The sequence below is a fragment of the Chitinophaga sp. genome, from assembly GCF_035761305.1.
GTDB lineage: Bacteria > Bacteroidota > Bacteroidia > Chitinophagales > Chitinophagaceae > Chitinophaga.
Genome location: NZ_DASTRI010000249.1, coordinates 1 through 17,108, shown reverse-complemented (window position 1 = coordinate 17,108; position 17,108 = coordinate 1). Strand labels below are relative to the sequence as shown.

Here is a 17,108-nt window from a genome sequence, read left to right as displayed (position 1 = left end):
CCTGGTGGAACCCCGCTGTGGAGCAGCAGGCCATTGACCGTACCCACCGTATTGGCCAAACCAAGAACATTTTTGCCTACCGCATGATCTGTAAGGACACGGTAGAGGAAAAAATACTGCAGCTGCAGGAGCGTAAAAAATCGCTGGTAAAGGATATAATTGCCGATGATACCGGCTTTATAAAGAAGCTTACCAAGGAGGATGTGCTGTATTTGTTTAGCTAATACCTGTCATATGCTCGCCAGCCAAACCTTCCCTGATTTTGCCAGTAATGCATGATGCGTTTTGCATCCATTAAACAAATTGAAATAATCGGCGAAGCAGCCAACCTTATCACTCCTGCTACACGGGAACGGGGTCATTTATTTCCATAGGTTATCAACAAATTGATACATTAATTGTAATATCTGGTCAGGGACAGGCGGTTCCAGTTGCCCTACTGTTACATGTGTAGTCCGCCATTTGCCAGCCCAATCATAAAGTTCGCCAAAAGCAATACGATGAATATCGAGGATAAGCATTGTTGAAATATTTGTTTCACTATCCAGTTGGAAAATAAAAAGCTCTGCCTGGGCAATTCCCCTGGCTTCATGCTCATTAATGGCGTCCTTGTTCGTCAGTCCCAACAAATTGTCATCTGCGCCTGGTGTCTAGTTCGTATTTGTTTCTTCCATGTTATTATATAGCTAATAAATGAAATTTACCAATTCATAACCTCTTCACCAATTCACCCTTCATTTTCTGCAATCCACCCTTCAATTTCTGCATGGTATATCCACACCGGGTTTAAACCGCATAATTGCCTTTCATACCTCTTTGTGCTGATTTGCAGCTACTTACAGGCAAAAGTTCGCTGGCAGTCAACATCTGGCATTCCAATGGCTTTTCCCCGTGGCAATTAATCAAACTAATCGTCATGCTCACTATTTTTTTATTGCTCGCAGGCCTGGCCTGCTTTGTATTGTTCTTCCGGTCTGTAGACTATTTCGAGAACATATAACCATAAAGCCAACACTATGATGAACGCATTATTTATCCTGGCAGTGCTGGTATTCATATACATGATCTACGTACTGCTGAAGCCTGAAAAATTTTAGCAAATGACAACAGCAATTCTCGGCATTATCGTTACCTATGGCCTTACGCTGGCGCTGGCCTGGCCGCTGGGTAAATACATAGCCAAAGTATTCAAGGGAGAAAAAACCTGGCTGGATTTTATGGCGCTCCCGGAGCGCCTGTTCTATAAGCTGGCCGGTATTAATCCCAAAGAGGAAATGAACTGGAAACAGCACCTCAAAGCCCTGCTTACCATTAACCTGGTATGGTTTGTATATGCCTTTTTTGTGCTGATGTTCCAGGACAAGCTGCCCCTGAACCCCGATGGCAACCCCGGTCAAACGCCCGACCTGGCCTTTAACACCGCTATTAGCTTTGTGGTGAACTGTAACCTGCAGCACTATTCCGGGGAAACCGGCGTTACTTACTTTGTACAGCTGTTTGTGCTGGCCTTCCTGCAGTTTGTGAGCGCCGCTACCGGCATTGCCGCAATGGTGGTAGTGCTTAAAGCGCTGAAGGAAAAAACCACCGGCAAGCTGGGGAACTTCTGGGAAATCTTTGTAAAAGCCATTACGCGCATCCTGCTGCCGCTCAGCATTGTGATGGCCATTATCCTGTTGTTTAACGGCACGCCGGCCAGCTATAAGGGGAAAGACACTTTTGTTAGCCTGCAGGGCGATACCGTACATGTATCGCGCGGCCCTGCCGCCGGCATGATCGCCATTAAACACCTGGGCACCAATGGGGGCGGCTGGTTTGGCGCCAACTCGGCCCATCCCCTGGAAAATCCTGGTTATGTTACTTATATCACGGAAATGGTAGCGCAGGTGCTGCTCCCCATTGCCATGATCTTTGCGCTGGGTTTTTTCATTAACCGTAAAAAGTTTGCGTATGTCATTTTCGGTATCATGACGCTTGGCATGCTATGCCTGCTGATACCGATGATAATATCAGAGGTACACGGCAACCCTGCTATTGCGCACCTGGGCATTGCACAGCCAACCGGGGCTATGGAAGGTAAGGAGGTGCGTTTTGGTCCGGTGGCCAGTGCTTACTGGAGCACGGTAACCACCATCATCTCCACCGGTTCTGTAAACGCCATGCACGACAGCACCATGCCGGCTTCGGGCTTACTGCAGCTGCTGGGCATGATGATCAACAGCTTCTATGGCGGTTGCGGCGTAGGGTTCCTTAACTACTACATCTACATCATTATCGCGGTATTCATCTCCGGCTTAATGGTAGGCCGCACACCGGAATTTATGGGCCACAAGCTGGAAGCGCGCGAAGTAAAGATTGCCGCGCTTGTCACGCTGTTGTCGCCATTCCTGATCCTGGCCGGTACCGGGCTCTCCTCCTACGTGATTGCACATTATCCCGGTGCAAATTGGGTTGTTAAGCCATCTGCCTGGCTCAATAACCCCGGGTACCACGGCTTTTCTGAAATGCTGTATGAGTACACCTCCGCCAACGCCAACAACGGATCTGGTTTTGAAGGCCTGGGCGATAACAACATTTTCTGGAACGTTACCACGGGTTTTGTGCTGATCCTGGGCCGGTTTCTGCCCATCATCGGGCCGCTGGCGATTGCAGGGCTGATGGCGAATAAAAAGTATGTGCCTGCATCTGCCGGTACGCTTAAAACAGACTCGCTCACATTCGGGGTAATGACACTGGCGGTGATCATCATCATCAACGCACTGTCTTACTTTCCTGCCCTGGCCCTGGGGCCTATTGCTGAATTTTTTTCCCTGCATTGATGTATAAGATTAGGTGACGCCGTGTATTTCAACAGCTCACACCCATAACAAACGATTTTTCAAATGAAGCGAAATAAAGATAACAGGTTGTTCCCTGCTGCATTGATGAAGGAAAGCCTCCGGCAGTCCTTTGTAAAGCTGAACCCCCGGTTAATGATAAAGAACCCGGTGATGTTCACCGTAGAAACAGGTACTGCCGTAATGCTGGTTGTTACGCTGTATGCCATGATCACCGGGCATACGGACCAGGGCAGCGTTGCCTATAACCTGGTGGTATTTATTGTGCTGCTGCTTACCGTGCTGTTTGCCAACTTTGCGGAAGCAATAGCAGAAGCACGCGGTAAGGCGCAGGCAGAGAGCCTGCGTAAAACGCGCGAAGAAACGCCGGCCAAACTGGTACAAACCATTGGCGAAATTTTTACCGGTGAAATTAAGGTCATATCCTCTTCCCGGCTACGCAAAGGCGATGTGTTCCTTTGCGAGCCAGGCGATATTATCCCGGCAGACGGGGAGATCATTGAAGGCCTGGCCAGCATTGATGAATCGGCCATTACCGGCGAAAGCGCACCGGTGATCCGTGAAGCAGGCGGCGATAAATCCAGCGTGGTAGGCGGCACCAAGGTGCTGAGCGACCGCATTAAGGTACGGGTAAGCACCGGGCCGGGTGAGTCTTTCCTGGACAAGATGATTGCCCTGGTAGAAGGCGCCAGCCGCCAGAAAACGCCCAATGAAATAGCGCTCACCATATTGCTGGCCAGCTTTACCCTGGTGTTCATTATCGTGTGCGTAACGCTGAAACCTTTTGCCGACTATGCACAAACACCCATCACCATTGCGGCGTTTATCTCCCTGTTTGTATGCCTGATACCAACTACCATCGGCGGCCTCTTATCCGCCATCGGCATTGCCGGTATGGACCGTGCCCTGCGCGCCAATGTAATCACCAAATCCGGTAAAGCCGTAGAAACTGCCGGCGACGTGGATGTGCTGCTGCTGGATAAAACAGGCACCATTACCATTGGCAACCGCAAGGCTACTAACTTCTACGCCACCAACGGCGTTTCAAAAGAGGCGTTCATTAACCTGTGCGCGCTCAGCTCTTTGCCGGACGATACGCCCGAAGGCCGGTCAATCGTGGAGCTGGCCGGCCGGGAGGTAGTGAATAAGCTTTCTACAAACGGTGGCGCTATGGTAAAATTCACCGCAGAAACCCGTACCAGCGGCATAGACCTGGAAGACGGCACCCGCATCCGCAAAGGCGCTTACGACGCCATCCGCAGGCTGGCCGAAAGCGCCGGCAATACCTTCCCTGCAGAAACACTGGCCCGGGTAGAAGCAATCTCCAAAGACGGCGGCACGCCCCTGGTAGTAGCCCTCAATAACGAAGTGAAGGGCGTTATAGAACTGCAGGACATCATCAAACCCGGCATACAGGAGCGTTTTGAACGCCTGCATAAAATGGGCGTAAAAACCGTGATGGTAACAGGCGATAACCCGTTAACCGCTAAGTATATAGCCGCCAAAGCCGGCGTAGATGATTTTATTGCCGAAGCCAGGCCGGAAGATAAGATGACCTATATCCGCAAAGAGCAGCAGGAAGGCCGCCTGGTAGCGATGATGGGCGATGGTACCAACGATGCCCCCGCCCTGGCGCAGGCCGATGTAGGCGTGGCAATGAACAGCGGCACACAAGCCGCTAAAGAGGCAGGCAACATGGTTGACCTGGACAATGACCCCACCAAGCTGATAGAGATCGTAGAAATAGGCAAACAGCTGCTGATGACGCGCGGCACCTTAACTACTTTCTCCATTGCCAACGACATAGCCAAATATTTTGCCATTGTACCGGCGCTGTTCATTGCCGCTATTCCTGCTTTGCAGGGCATTAACATTATGCATCTACACAGCCCGGAATCTGCCATTCTCAGCGCGGTGATCTTCAACGCCATTATCATACCACTGCTGATCCCCCTGGCATTAAAAGGCGTAGCCTACAAGCCTGTGGGGGCCAGCGCCCTGCTGAGGCGTAACCTGCTTATTTATGGCGCAGGCGGCATCATAGCGCCTTTTATAGGTATTAAGCTGATAGACCTGGTGGTGAGCATTTTCTTTTAACAACCAATCCATCAACAATGAAACGATACATTTTGCCTTCCATAAGATTAACCGCAGTGCTGGTGATAGTGCTTGGCGGCCTTTATCCCCTGCTTATTGCAGCAGTAGCCAGGATGGCGCCCGGTAAAGGGAACGGGGTAACGGTAATGCATAATGGAAAAGTAGTTGGCTATGCCCATGTAGGACAAAAGTTCACGGAAGATAAATATTTCTGGTCGCGCCCTTCTGCTGTTGATTACAATGCAGCCGGCTCCGGCGGCTCCAACAAAGGCCCTTCCAACGCCGGCTACCTGGGAACCGTACAGGAAAGAATAGACACCTTCCTGGCCCATAACCCCGGCGTAAGAAAGGAAAATATACCAGCGGAGCTGGTCACTGCTTCGGGCAGCGGGCTTGATCCTGACCTGTCGCCCGAAGCAGCAGCCATACAGGTGCCGCGTATTGCCAAAGTGCGCGGGCTGCCTGAAGAAAAGCTGCACGCGCTAGTGAAAACTTACACCCAAGGCCCGCTGCTGGGCATCCTGGGACCATCCAGGGTAAATGTGCTGCAGCTGAATATTGCGTTGGATGATCTGAAATGAAGAACTGTTAACTATTACAATGAAAAGGATCTTTTTGATTGCAATGTTCTGCTTTGCCATGCAGGCATATGCGCAAGATACAACAGGCGGAAAGGGCGCCGTAACCATGTCCGGCTACGCAGAGGCTTATTACAGCTATGATTTCAACACACCTGCCGATCATCTGAAGCCTGGTTTCCTGTACAACTTTAACCGGCACAATGAGCTGAATGTGAACCTGGCTTTTATAAAAGCAAATTATACAGCGAGCAGGGTGCGCGGCAACATAGCCATTATGGCCGGCACCTATGCGCAATACAACCTGGCCGCAGAGCCGGCGCTGATGCGCCATATATATGAAGCGAACGCCGGCATCCGCATCGGGAAAAACCTTTGGATAGATGCCGGTATTATGCCTTCGCACATTGGCTTTGAAAGCGCTGCCGGTAAAGATTGCTATACACTTACCCGCAGCCTGATGGCGGAAAGCACGCCTTATTATGAAGCCGGCGCAAAAATTACCTGGAGCCCCAATGAAAAATGGACCTTATCGGCCATGTACCTGAACGGCTGGCAGCGTATCAGGCGGGTGAACGGCAACCAAACGCCCAGCCTGGGCACACAGGTGATATTTAAGCCCAACAGCCGTGTATTGCTCAACTACAGCACCTTTATAGGCAATGATAAACCGGACAGCGTACGGCAGATGCGCTACTTTAACGACCTTTACGGCGTATTCAATATTACCGGGAAATTCAGCGTAACAGCCGGCATGGATTACGGTTTGGAACAAAAAGCCAAAGGCAGCAGGGATATGAATACCTGGTACAGCCCCATATTGGTTGCGCGGTATGCGTTTACGGAAAAGCTGGCGCTGGCCGGCCGGGTGGAGTACTATAACGACAAAGCCGGCGTAATTATCGGCACCGGCGCCGGCAACGGTTTTCAAACCAGCGGGTATTCCCTTAACCTGGATGTAACGCCGGTTTCCAATGTGATGTTCCGCCTGGAAGGAAGATGGCTGAACAGCAGGGATGCAGTTTTTATGAAAGATGAAACAGTAAGCAGGAATAATGCAGCAATTACTACATCGCTCGTATGCTGGTTCTGACAACCATTCACCACTGTTATGGCAAACAAAGAACACACCATAGCGCATTACCTGCACCTGGCCAACAGCTCGTCCGGCAGGGGCAAGCTTAAAATATATATTGGCATGAGCGCCGGTGTAGGTAAAACCTTCCGTATGCTGCAGGAGGCGCATAGTATGCTGCGCAACGGTGTAAATGTGCAGATAGGGTATGTGGAAACGCATGGCCGCGCGGAAACGCAGGCGCTGGCGGAGGGCCTGCCCTCCATACCCCGCAGGCAGGTGTTTTATAAAGGCAAAATGCTGGAGGAGATGGATATAGACAGCATTTTGCTGCTTAACCCCGAATGGGTGATTGTAGACGAGCTGGCGCATACCAATATACCCGGCGCCCGTAACGAAAAGCGCTGGCAGGACGTAGCGGAGCTGTTAAAGGCAGGCATTAATGTAATATCTGCCGTTAACATCCAGCATATTGAAAGCATTAACCAGCAGGTAAAGGAGATCACCGGTATAGAAGTGCAGGAACGCATACCGGACAGCATGCTGCAGATGGCCGATGAAGTAGTGAACATAGATCTTACGGCCGACGAGCTGATTGCCCGCCTGAAAGAAGGTAAGATATACGATCAGTCAAAGGTGGAAACAGCGCTGAAAAACTTTTTCCAGGCAGAAAAAATACTGCAGCTGCGCGAGCTGGCGCTCAAAGAGGTAGCTACCCAGGTAGAGCGTAAGGTGGAAATTGCCATACCCCGCGGCCGGCAAATGCGCCATGAGGTTTTCCTGGCCTGTATTTCCACCAATGATGAAGTGTCACGTAAGGTGATCCGCAAAACAGCCCGCCTGGCTTCCTACTATCATGGTAACTGGTATGTGCTGTACGTGCAGGCGCCGCGGGAAAACGCCGCCCGTATTAACCTGGCGGCCCAGCGGCACCTGATCAATAACCTGAAGCTGGCCACTGAGCTGGGGGCCGAAGTTATACAGGTGCGGGATGCCCGCGTAGCGCAGGCCATCATTCATACGGCTATTGACAAGCGGGTAACCACGGTATGTATTGGCAAGCCGCACATCAGCCTGTTCCGCATTATTTTAAGAACCAACCTTTTTAACCAACTATTAAAAACATTATCTTCCAATGATATTGACCTGATTATTTTATCATGAGGTTAAAAGCAAAGATCACGCTTGGGGTATTGTTCCTGTATTTCATGCTGCTGCTGGTAAGCGTGCTGGGGTACTATTACCTGACCAACCTGGATGCAAAAACCCGCACTATTTTACAGGATAACTACGAGTCGCTGGAGTACACCAAGAACATGCTGACAGCGCTGGACCAGCTGGGCAACAACCGCAGCGCCGCCCAGCGGCAGTTTGAGCTACAGCTGGAAAAGCAGGAAGCCAACATTACCGAACCCGGTGAAAGCGAGGCCACAGGCCGGCTGCGGCAGGTATTTGAGCAGCTGAAGCAGGATAGTGTTATTACCCGGGCAACATTGCAGTCCATACGTAAAAGTATATACGTAATCATGGAAACCAACATGCAGTCCATTGCCGGCAAGCATGCGGGGGTGAAAAAAACAGCCCGCCATGCCCTGCTGTACATAGCCATTATCAGCGGCCTGTGTTTTTTACTGGGGCTTAGCTTTGTATATAATTTCCCGGGTTACATTGCGAACCCCATCCGCGATCTTACCATTGGTATTAAAGGCATTGCGGAAAAAAAGTACAGCCAGCGCCTGCACTTTAAAAGCGCCGATGAATTTGGCGAGCTGGCTACGGCCTTTAACACCATGGCGCAACGCCTGGATGAATATGAGCACAGCAACCTGGCCCGCATTATGTTTGAAAAGCAGCGCGCGGAGGCAGTGATCAGCAGCCTTAAAGACGCCACCATAGGCTTTGACAACAGGAACATCATCCTTTTTGCCAACACGCCCGCCCTGCAATTGCTGAACATGCAGGAGCAGGCCCTGGTAGGCAAGTCGGCAGCAGCAGCGGCGCAGCATAACGATCTGCTGCGCTTCCTGGTGGAGCGGCCGGACACGGCGCCACTGAAAATAGTAGTGGACGGCCGGGAATGTTTTTTTACCAAGGAGATGGTAGACGTTTACTATGCCGGCGAAAGAATAGGGCATGTGATCATCCTGAAGAACATTACCACCTTCCGCGAGCTGGACCTGGCCAAAACACATTTTATTGCCACCATATCCCATGAGCTGAAAACCCCGCTGGCCGCTTCCGACTTTAGCCTGAAGCTGCTGGAAGACGAGCGTATCGGCCGCCTTACCGGCGAGCAGCAGGAGCTGGTGGAAAGCCTGAAGCAGGATAACCAGCGTATGATAAAAATAGTTAGCGAGCTGCTGAACCTTTCCCAGGTAGAAAGCGGCAACATTCAGCTGCAACCCAGGCCAGTAGCCCCAATGCAGGTAGTGCAGTATGCGCTGGACACGGTGCGCAAACAGGCTGCCAGGCAGCAGGTGCAAATACAAACCAACCTGCCGGAACAGCTGCCGGCCATACAGGCCGACGTGGAAAAAACAGCCTGGGTGCTGGTGAACCTGCTTACCAATGCAATCCGTTATTCGCCTGCCGGTGGTGTTGTGCAGCTGGCAGTAACTTCCACGGATAATAATACGCTCACCTTTAGTGTGCAGGACCAGGGGCAGGGCATTGCGCCTGCTTTCCGGGAAAAGATATTTGAACGTTTTTACCAGGTGCCTGGCACCAGCCGGAAAAGCAGCGGGTTAGGGCTGGCCATTGCGCGGGAATTTATAGAGGCCCAGGGCGGCAGCATAGGGGTTGAAAGTGAAGAAGGTAAAGGCAGCCGTTTTTATTTTAACCTGCCGGTAGCCAGGTAGATATTACATACGCTCCATTTCGCGGGTTACTTCCTGGCAGGCAGCATCCATAATAGCAGTGAGCTGCTGTACTTTTTCCTGCAGGGCAGGTATGCTGCCGGACTGCTCTGCTTCTTTTTCCAGCTCGCGGGTAGTTTCCATGGCGTTTAATATGGGTACAATTCCCAGGCTTGATTTGAGGCGGTGCGCCAGGAAAGCCACTTTTTTCCAGTCGTGCTGCGCGGCGGCTTCCTGGATTTCCTTTACATTTTTGGGCATGGCAACCAGGAACTCCTGCAGCATTTCCTTTATATAAGCGGTATCATTGTACAGTATGTTACGTAAGTGCTCAAAATCTACTACCCCCGGGGGCGTGTTGTTGGCTATCTTCATATATAACTCTTCAGGTACAAATGGTTTTGAAATATAATCATTCATGCCGGATTGCAGGCATTTTTCCCTTTCACCTTTAATGGCGGCGGCGGTCATGGCAATCACGGGCGTAAGAATGCCGGCCTCACGCAGCTGTATGGTGGTGGTGTAGCCATCCATTTCCGGCATCTGTATATCCATAATAATACAGTCGTATTGTTTGTGCTGTACCATTGCTATTACTTCTTTTCCGTTAGCAGCAATGTCAACCGTGGCGCCTGCCTTGCTGAGGGTGCTGAATGCCACGCGCTGGTTAATAATATTATCTTCCGCCACCAGCAATGTTTTACCCTGTAATGCAGGGCGCGGGGGAACGGCTGCTACGGCCCCGTTGCTGTGGGTTTCGGGCAGGAACAGGTTTTTGTTAAATGGCAGCTCGCAATAAAAAGTGGTGCCTGCACCTTCCCGGCTTTTTACGGAAAGGGCGCCTCCCTGCAAGGCAACCAGCTCCCGGCTTATAGCCAGGCCCAGGCCGGTGCCTCCGTAACGGCGGGTATTTTCTGTATTGGACTGGGTAAAGCTTTCAAAAATCATGTTCTGCTTATCGGCGGGAATGCCAATGCCGGTATCACTTACCTCAAAGCCTACACGCACCTGGGTATTTTGGGCGGTCAGCACCCGGCAGCGGATGCCAATACTGCCGGCTGGTGTGAACTTAATAGCATTTTCCACCAGGTTTACCAGCACCTGGGTAAAACGCACGGGATCGCCCAGGAGGTGGTCCGGCACGGCATCGGCTATTTCCAGGGAATATTGCAGGCCCTTTTGCTGCGCCTGCAGCTGCAGGGGCAGCAGCGTTTTATTCATCAGTTCGCGCAGCTGAAAGGGAATTTGTTCCAGCGCCATTTTGCCGGAGCGTATTTTGGAAAAATCCAGTATTTCGTTAATAATGGCCAGCAGGTTATTGGCAGATTGCTGGGTGGCCTGTATGTACTCCTTTTGCTCGGTTGTAAGGGGAGTGTTCAGCAGCAGGTTGGTCATGCCGATAATACCGTTCATGGGGGTACGAATTTCATGGCTCATGTTAGCCAGGAACATCTCCTGCTGGCGCCTGGCATCTTCCGCCGCCTTGCGGGCATGTATCAGCTCCTGCTCATACTGTATGCGTTCCGTAATATCTTTTATCCAGCACTGGTACCCCTTCATTTCCCCGTCTTTGTTGTACAGCACCACTACTTCCTGCTCTACCCATTTGCGCTCCCCGTGCTTGGTAATGATCTGGAACTCGCGGTGGGTAACCGGTATTTTTTCCCGGGCCTGCTGCAGGTAATAGGGCATCAGCTCCTGGTACATATCGGGGTCTATATGCATGGAGTAATGCTGCCCCAGGAGCTCTTCATCTGTATAGCCGGTAAGGGCGGCGGCATGTTTGCTTACAAAAGTAAAGTAGCCGCCCCGGTTAGTAATATATAGCAGCACATGGGCGTTTTGTATCAGCTGCAGGTATTTTTGCTCGCTCTCCTGCAGCTGTTTTTTGGCCTTTTCCAGCAGGCGCATGTCCCGGTTCAGCCATAGCAGCGCTGCCACGGAAACCAGGAAAATGCAGGTGGCCGTGAGCCATGGTAAACGGGCCGTAAGCAGCAGCCAGGTAAAACCAGCGATGCTGATAAGCAGTACGATAAGGATAGGCTTTTTAAGCGGCATTGTTATGGTTAGTCAAACATGACCCTTAATGGATAAGAATAAACTACGTATCAGTAGTCAAAAATAGGGCGTGAAATTGAGGGAATGAGTTATTTTTTTAACGTATCTGCTCTTTGTTTTAATACTATTTCCATTAGATTTGCCTAATATTCTTTCTTTTAAGTCGTTATAACTATATGAAAAAAATATTTTTTACCCTTGGATTGATGGTATTTACCCTGAGTGTTTTTGCCCAGGAAGCTATGAACAAGGCCATGAGCTCAGTGACCCGTTCCAGGGATTTTTTGGTGGTATCTCTTACCTATGACGGCTGGGCCAATAAGCCGGACAGTGTGGGTACCGGGTTTAACCGCGGCTTTAACATTGCCTTCATGTATGATTTCCCGATCAACAAAACCAATTTAAGCCTGGCTGCAGGCTTAGGCATTGGCACCAGCGGCGTGTTCCTGAAAAACCATGTGCTGAATATGGACGATGGCACTACCGATGTGGCCAAATTCTCAAGCGATAATTCCTTTAAAAAGTATAAAGTAGCCACCACTTACCTGGAGCTGCCGCTGGAGCTGCGCTACCGCAGTGTGCCGGATAACGCCAATAAAGGCTTTAAGCTGGCCCTGGGCGTAAAGATCGGCAACCTGCTGAATGCCCATACCAAAGAGCGTAGCGACCTGGGTGGCGCCCGCAATACGGAAAAAATAGCCAATAAGCGGTTCTTTAACTCGTGGCGTTATGCAGCCACGGCACGCATTGGCCTGGGTAACTTTGCCCTGTTTGGCTCTTATAACCTGAACCCCCTGTTCAAAGACAATGGTAATATTGATATAAGGCCGTATTCAATAGGTATTGCCATCAGCGGCCTGTAGCCAGTTACGATCCCGCTAAACGGGATGTTGCCTGTTCCGTTTTTGCGGAAAATGCCGTTGAAAATAATTATGAACACGAATAATTATTCAATTACGAATTACGGATGGATGGGCGTTTGCCGACTGTTGGTGGTTCGTAATTGAATTTTTTTTGGATGGTTTTGTTGTTTGTTAGGCTTGCCTGCTGCTGTTTATAGGGAAATATGTTATTGCCATGGCAAAGATTACACACCGGTTTATACACCATCAAATAGATCCGCAGACAGAAATTTTGATTATCGGAACATTTAATCCTGACACAGAAAAGAATGTTGCGGATTTTTTTTACGGCCGTCCAAGAAACTTTCTTTGGACGCTTATTCCAACCGCTTTTGGGGAGCCATCGTTAAAAGGAAAATCAAGGAACGAGAAACATGATTTTGTTAAGCGGTTTAAAATTGACTTTATTGACCTGGTTTCGGAAGTTGACGTAGCGGAAGCTACCAATTACAATGATAGTTATATTGACAGCAAAGTAACGGGGTGGCGGGATGTGATTACTGAACTGGATAAGCTTAAAAACTTAAAAAAGGTTTGCCTCACAAGAAAATCGTTTGGTGACATTCCAAAGATGAAAGTGAAAATTGATGAAATCAAAAGCTACTGTGAGCGGAGGAAATTACCTTTCCGGTTTTTATCAACACCGGCCAGGTTTTACGGGGCTGATAAGCAAATGGAATGGTCGGAATTTTTCAGGGATGACAACAGGTAATACTTCAACTGTCGGTTAGCAATAGGGCAGGCAAGTACCTTCGGCATATTTTAATAATATCAAAAGCATTTTCCCGCAGGAACGGAACATGGTTTGTTCCGTTCCTGCGGGATCGTAATTGACAATTCGTAATTGATTTTACTTTCCTTTAAACGCCGGTTTCCTTTTTTCTATAAATGCAGCTATCCCCTCCTGATTATCTGCGGTGCGGCCGGCAATTTCCTGGCAATGGGCTTCATAATCCAGCACTGCATCCAGGTTTTCCGTCATACCCCGGGTGAGCATTTTTTTCATGAGTGCAATGGCTTTGGTAGGAGCCTGCGCATAAAATGCGGCTTCTGCCTGCACCGCAGCATCCAGCTGTTCCGGCGGCACTACTTTGTTCACCAGCCCCAGTTGCAGCGCTTCCGGCGCAGTAAGCTTGGTAGCTTTGGTGGCCATTTCAAATGCGCGGTGGTAGCCAATGGTACGCGGTAAAAAATAGGAGCTGCCGGAGTCCAGCACCAGCGCAATGTTCACAAATATTTCTATGAGGGTGGCGGTTTCGCTGGCAATGATCATATCGCAGGCCAGCGCCAGCGAGCAGCCTGCGCCGGCTGCTACGCCGTTTAACCTGCAGATGACCGGTTTAGGCATATTGCGGATAGCACGGATAATGGGATTATACCGTTTGTGCAGCGACTCGCCAAGGCTGCGGCTACCAGCCTCCATGGACGCTTTGAGATCCTGTCCGCTGCAAAAGGCTTTGCCTGCGCCGGTTAATACCACCGCCCGCGCTGCAGCATCTTTTTCTACCTGTTTCAATACATCCTGCAGCTCATAGCTCAGCGGATCATTAAAGGCATTATATACCTCCGGCCGGTTAAGGGTAATGGTGGCAATGCCTTCGTTAATATGTAGTAGCAGAGAAGTGAACATAAAAATTCAATTACGAATTACGGATAACTACAGCGTTTCATCCAGCCATTTAAAAAACTCCCGCTGCCATACCAGCGCATTCTGCGCGCGCAGTACCCAGTGGTTCTCTTCCGGGAAGTACAGCAGCTTGCTTTTAATACCTTTTAGCTGCGCCAGCTGAAAGGCCTGCAGGCCCTGCTCAATGCCTACACGAAAATCGTGGCCGCCCTGTATGATCATAATGGGGGTGTTCCATTTATTAGCGTAGTTGCTGGGGTTAAACTCCTGGTGGCTTTTGGCGTTGGCGGCATCCCAGGGAGCGCCGATATCCCAGTTGGCGAACCACAGCTCTTCGGTGGTGCCGTACCAGCTTTTCAGGTCAAACAGGCCATCGTGCGCAATAAAGGTTTTAAAGCGGTTGTTATGCACGCCGGCCAGCATGTAAATGGAGTAACCGCCATAGCTGGCGCCCACAGCGCCCAGGCGGGTTTTATCTACAAAAGGCTCCTGGCTTACCGCGTCAATGGCGCTCAGGTAGTCGCGGATGGGCTGCCCGCCCCAGTCTTTACTGATGGCTGCATTCCACTCTACCCCATAACCGGGCATGCCGCGGCGGTTGGGCGCTACTACAATATAGCCCTGGGAGGCAATGAGCTGGAAGTTCCAGCGGTAAGAGTAAAACTGTGACAGGGCTGCCTGCGGGCCTCCCTGGCAATATAACAGGGTGGGATATTTTTTAGCGGGGTCAAAGTCGGGTGGATAAATGACCCAGGTTAGCATTTCCTTGTTATCCGTGGTTTTTATCCAGCGTTTTTCCACCTTGCACATGCCCAGCTTATCATACACGGCTTTGTTAACGGTGGTTAGCGGCTGCAGGCTGCCCTGGGGCAGCTCCAGTGTAAACAGCTCCGTGGCGTGGTTCATATCGGTGCGTGACACTACCAGCGTATTGCCGGACTGGCCTACAAAACCGGTAATGTCAAAATCACCGGTGGTTACCTGGCGTATATGCTTTGCCGTGTTAGCGGCAGCGTTTTTCTGCAGGCTAATGGCCAGCAGCTGCTCTGTGCCTTTTATTACTGCCAGGAAGAACAACTGTTTACCGTCGTTGCTCCAGCGTATTGCCGCAGCCGTACCGTCCCAGTCTTTGGTAAGGTTGGTGATTTTACCGGTGCTGCGCTCCATTACCACCACATCATTTTTATCTGCTTCATAACCGTCATGCGCCATGCTGGTCCAGGCCAGGTATTTACCGCCGGGGCTGAATACGGGGTTTACATCGTAACCCATCATGCCCTGGCTCAGGTTGCGGGTGCTGCGGGTTTCCAGGGTATACTCGTAAATATCCGTATTGGTGCTGGTGGCATAATCTTTCCCGAACTTCTTTTTACATACATACAGGATGCTTTTGCCATCCGGCGCCCAAATAAAATCTTCTGCGCCGCCAAAGGGCATCTGCGGGCAGTCGTAGGCTTCGCCTTCCATAATATCTATAGGCGTACCTACTTCGCCGTTGTTATAAGTGGCATAAAATACATGCTGGAAGCTGCCGTCTTCCCAGGCGTCCCAGTGGCGGTAGTTGAGGTTATCGTATATCTGTACATTGGATTTCGGAAGATCGGGGTAAAAATCGCTGCCGCTTACTTTTTTAATCTTCACTTCCCTGGAAAAGAGGATGTGCTTTCCATCGGGCGAAATACGGATGTTTTGCATGCCGCCTTCCACATTGGTTTTTTGCACGGCGCCGGTGCCGTCGGCATTCATTTCCCACCATTGGTCTTTATAGCTGTAGCCAATTTGCTGTCCCTGCAGGGCAACCACTCCGCCTTCGCCGCCGGGCTGCTGCGTGATTTGTTTAGCGGCGCCGCCGCCAAGGGGAATGGCATACAGGTTCTTTTCACTTTTATTTTCAGCAATGTTGTATTGCGTAACACCGTAAATAACGGTTTTGCCATCTGCCGTAAGCGCTTCGCCGCTTACCCTGCCCAGCTGCCAGAGCAGCTCAGGCGTCATTTTATCCTGTGCCATGGTGATAGAGGAAATGAGTAGTCCTGTCAGTAAAAAAAGCGATTTATACATGGTTGTAACCGGTTTTGGATGGCTAAATGTAGGAAATTTTAGCCTGCCGCATTCAGCAGCAGCGTAATAGCCGTGTATGCGTTCCTACCAATTATGAACCAGGGAGCAAATATTCACTAATTTTGCATAAATTTTTATAAGCATTGTTAGATAAGCAGAAAGTAGTTCAACAAGAGGAAAAGGCTGTAATTGTAGGGCTGATACACCAGGAGCAAACGGAGCGCCAGGTACAGGAGTACCTGGACGAGCTGGCCTTCCTGGCGGAAACCGCCGGCGCAATAACCGTTAAGCGGTACACCCAAAAGCTGGCGCACCCGGACAGGGCTACGTTTATAGGTAAGGGAAAGCTGGAAGAGATCCGGCAGTTCATCAGCGGCCGCGATGTGTCATTGGTTATATTTGACGACGAGCTTACCGGCTCGCAGATCTCCAATATAGAAAAGGTGCTGAATGTAAAGGTGATTGACCGCAGCGACCTGATACTGGATATTTTCGCCCGCCGTGCACGTACGGCCCAGGCCAAGGTGCAGGTAGAGCTGGCGCAGTACCAGTATATACTACCCCGCCTGCGCGGGATGTGGTCGCACCTGGAACGCCTGGGTGGCGGTATTGGCACCAGGGGCCCGGGTGAAACGGAAATTGAAACGGACCGCCGTATTGTAAAAGACAAGATTGCGCTGCTGCGCAAACGGCTGGCTGAGATAGACAAGCAATCCGTTACCCAGCGCAAGGAACGCGGCGAGTATATCCGCGTGGCGCTGGTAGGCTACACCAATGTGGGTAAGAGCACGATCATGAACCTTATCAGCAAAAGTGAGGTGTTTGCAGAGAACAAGCTGTTTGCCACGCTGGACACCACTACCCGTAAAGTGGTGTTTGAGCAAACGCCTTTCCTGCTGAGCGATACTGTGGGATTTATCCGCAAGCTGCCCCACCATTTGGTAGAGAGCTTTAAATCCACGCTGGATGAGGTGCGCGAAAGCGATATATTGCTGCATGTGGTAGACATTTCGCACCCGCA

Annotated in this window: 15 protein-coding genes; 11 read left to right on the top strand and 4 right to left on the bottom strand. The window is 50.5% G+C overall.

The features are described from left to right. Nucleotides 1-224 (top strand): DEAD/DEAH box helicase (locus VFS25_RS21065; RefSeq protein WP_326464156.1); only part of this gene is annotated, 224 nt, incomplete at its 5' end. 138 nt (nt 225-362) lie between these two features. On the opposite strand, the gene VFS25_RS21060 is transcribed toward VFS25_RS21065, so the two are convergent. Then, on the bottom strand, nt 363-626 hold the full coding sequence (locus VFS25_RS21060; RefSeq protein WP_326464155.1) for a hypothetical protein: 264 nt from the start codon (nt 624-626) through the stop codon (nt 363-365). 390 nt (nt 627-1,016) lie between these two features. Between VFS25_RS21060 and VFS25_RS25400 the strand changes: the two genes are divergently transcribed. The 7 genes from VFS25_RS25400 (at nt 1,017) to VFS25_RS21030 (ending at nt 9,442) form a co-directional block, all read left to right on the top strand. Further along, the gene (locus VFS25_RS25400) at nt 1,017-1,097 is read left to right on the top strand and encodes a potassium-transporting ATPase subunit F (protein WP_414647774.1); all 81 of its coding nucleotides are present in this window, start codon (nt 1,017-1,019) and stop codon (nt 1,095-1,097) included. Between the two features lie 3 nt (nt 1,098-1,100). Continuing rightward, nucleotides 1,101-2,816, top strand: a complete 1,716-nt coding sequence (kdpA, locus tag VFS25_RS21055) for a potassium-transporting ATPase subunit KdpA (protein ID WP_326464154.1) — start codon at nt 1,101-1,103, stop codon at nt 2,814-2,816. Between the two features lie 63 nt (nt 2,817-2,879). Then, complete coding sequence (gene kdpB, locus VFS25_RS21050) at nt 2,880-4,931, top strand: potassium-transporting ATPase subunit KdpB (RefSeq protein ID WP_326464153.1); 2,052 nt, start codon at nt 2,880-2,882, stop codon at nt 4,929-4,931. Between the two features lie 17 nt (nt 4,932-4,948). Beyond that, on the top strand, nt 4,949-5,512 hold the full coding sequence (locus tag VFS25_RS21045; RefSeq protein ID WP_326464152.1) for a K(+)-transporting ATPase subunit C: 564 nt from the start codon (nt 4,949-4,951) through the stop codon (nt 5,510-5,512). A gap of 19 nt (nt 5,513-5,531) precedes the next feature. Continuing rightward, nucleotides 5,532-6,602 carry a porin gene (locus tag VFS25_RS21040; protein WP_326464151.1) on the top strand — a complete coding sequence of 357 codons (1,071 nt, stop codon included), beginning with the start codon at nt 5,532-5,534 and terminating at the stop codon, nt 6,600-6,602. Nucleotides 6,603-6,620: 18 nt separating this feature from the next. Then, nucleotides 6,621-7,748, top strand: coding sequence for a sensor protein KdpD (locus VFS25_RS21035; RefSeq protein ID WP_326464150.1), 1,128 nt, complete (start codon nt 6,621-6,623; stop codon nt 7,746-7,748). Further along, nucleotides 7,745-9,442, top strand: a complete 1,698-nt coding sequence (locus VFS25_RS21030; protein WP_326464149.1) for an ATP-binding protein — start codon at nt 7,745-7,747, stop codon at nt 9,440-9,442. The genes VFS25_RS21035 and VFS25_RS21030 overlap by 4 nt, the downstream gene beginning before the upstream one ends. Nucleotides 9,443-9,445: 3 nt before the next feature. Here the strand turns inward: VFS25_RS21030 and VFS25_RS21025 are convergent, their stop codons facing one another. Further along, complete coding sequence (locus VFS25_RS21025) at nt 9,446-11,497, bottom strand: ATP-binding protein (protein WP_326464148.1); 2,052 nt, start codon at nt 11,495-11,497, stop codon at nt 9,446-9,448. Between the two features lie 176 nt (nt 11,498-11,673). On the opposite strand from VFS25_RS21025, the gene VFS25_RS21020 reads away from it, so the two are divergent. Beyond that, complete coding sequence (locus VFS25_RS21020) at nt 11,674-12,360, top strand: porin family protein (RefSeq protein WP_326464147.1); 687 nt, start codon at nt 11,674-11,676, stop codon at nt 12,358-12,360. A 214-nt stretch (nt 12,361-12,574) separates the two neighbouring features. Further along, on the top strand, nt 12,575-13,111 hold the full coding sequence (locus VFS25_RS21015) for a hypothetical protein (protein WP_326464146.1): 537 nt from the start codon (nt 12,575-12,577) through the stop codon (nt 13,109-13,111). Nucleotides 13,112-13,249: 138 nt separating this feature from the next. On the opposite strand, the gene VFS25_RS21010 is transcribed toward VFS25_RS21015, so the two are convergent. Next, complete coding sequence (locus VFS25_RS21010; protein WP_326464145.1) at nt 13,250-14,029, bottom strand: enoyl-CoA hydratase-related protein; 780 nt, start codon at nt 14,027-14,029, stop codon at nt 13,250-13,252. A 27-nt stretch (nt 14,030-14,056) separates the two neighbouring features. After that, nucleotides 14,057-16,087: a S9 family peptidase gene (locus VFS25_RS21005; RefSeq protein WP_326464144.1), complete on the bottom strand. Its 2,031-nt coding sequence runs from the start codon at nt 16,085-16,087 to the stop codon at nt 14,057-14,059. 143 nt (nt 16,088-16,230) lie between these two features. Here VFS25_RS21005 and hflX point away from each other — a divergent pair. After that, on the top strand, nt 16,231-17,108 hold an 878-nt coding region (gene hflX / locus VFS25_RS21000), incomplete at its 3' end, for a GTPase HflX (protein ID WP_326464143.1).